General features: G+C 71.6%; 1 protein-coding gene. It reads right to left on the reverse strand.

Annotation, left to right across the window (positions count from 1 at the left end):
* Window positions 1-201, reverse strand: a 201-nt coding sequence (locus tag ACQG3P_RS23600; protein WP_426806404.1) for a hypothetical protein, incomplete at its 3' end; no start/stop codon positions are given.
* Window positions 202-236: the final 35 nt, after the last annotated feature.

Genomic DNA, 236 nt, shown 5'->3' on the forward strand with positions numbered 1-236 from the left:
CGCCGTCCCCTGTGACAGCCCTGCCGCCGGCCCATCGACGTCAGCCCGCGGCGGCGACTGGCCGGCGACACCCTCGGTGACACGGGTCCCGGCACCGGCCTCGTACTGGATCGGATCGCTGGCAGTAGCCCGTGCGGCCAACAGATTGGGGAGTGTAATGATGAACCCCGCCAGCACCAGCTTGGCGGCCTGGTCGTCCATCGCCGGCTCTCGCTGCTGCACCGTCGAGGCGCCGC

This window comes from Stenotrophomonas sp. SrG (assembly GCF_050031795.1).
Classification (GTDB): domain Bacteria; phylum Pseudomonadota; class Gammaproteobacteria; order Xanthomonadales; family Xanthomonadaceae; genus Stenotrophomonas; species Stenotrophomonas rhizophila_A.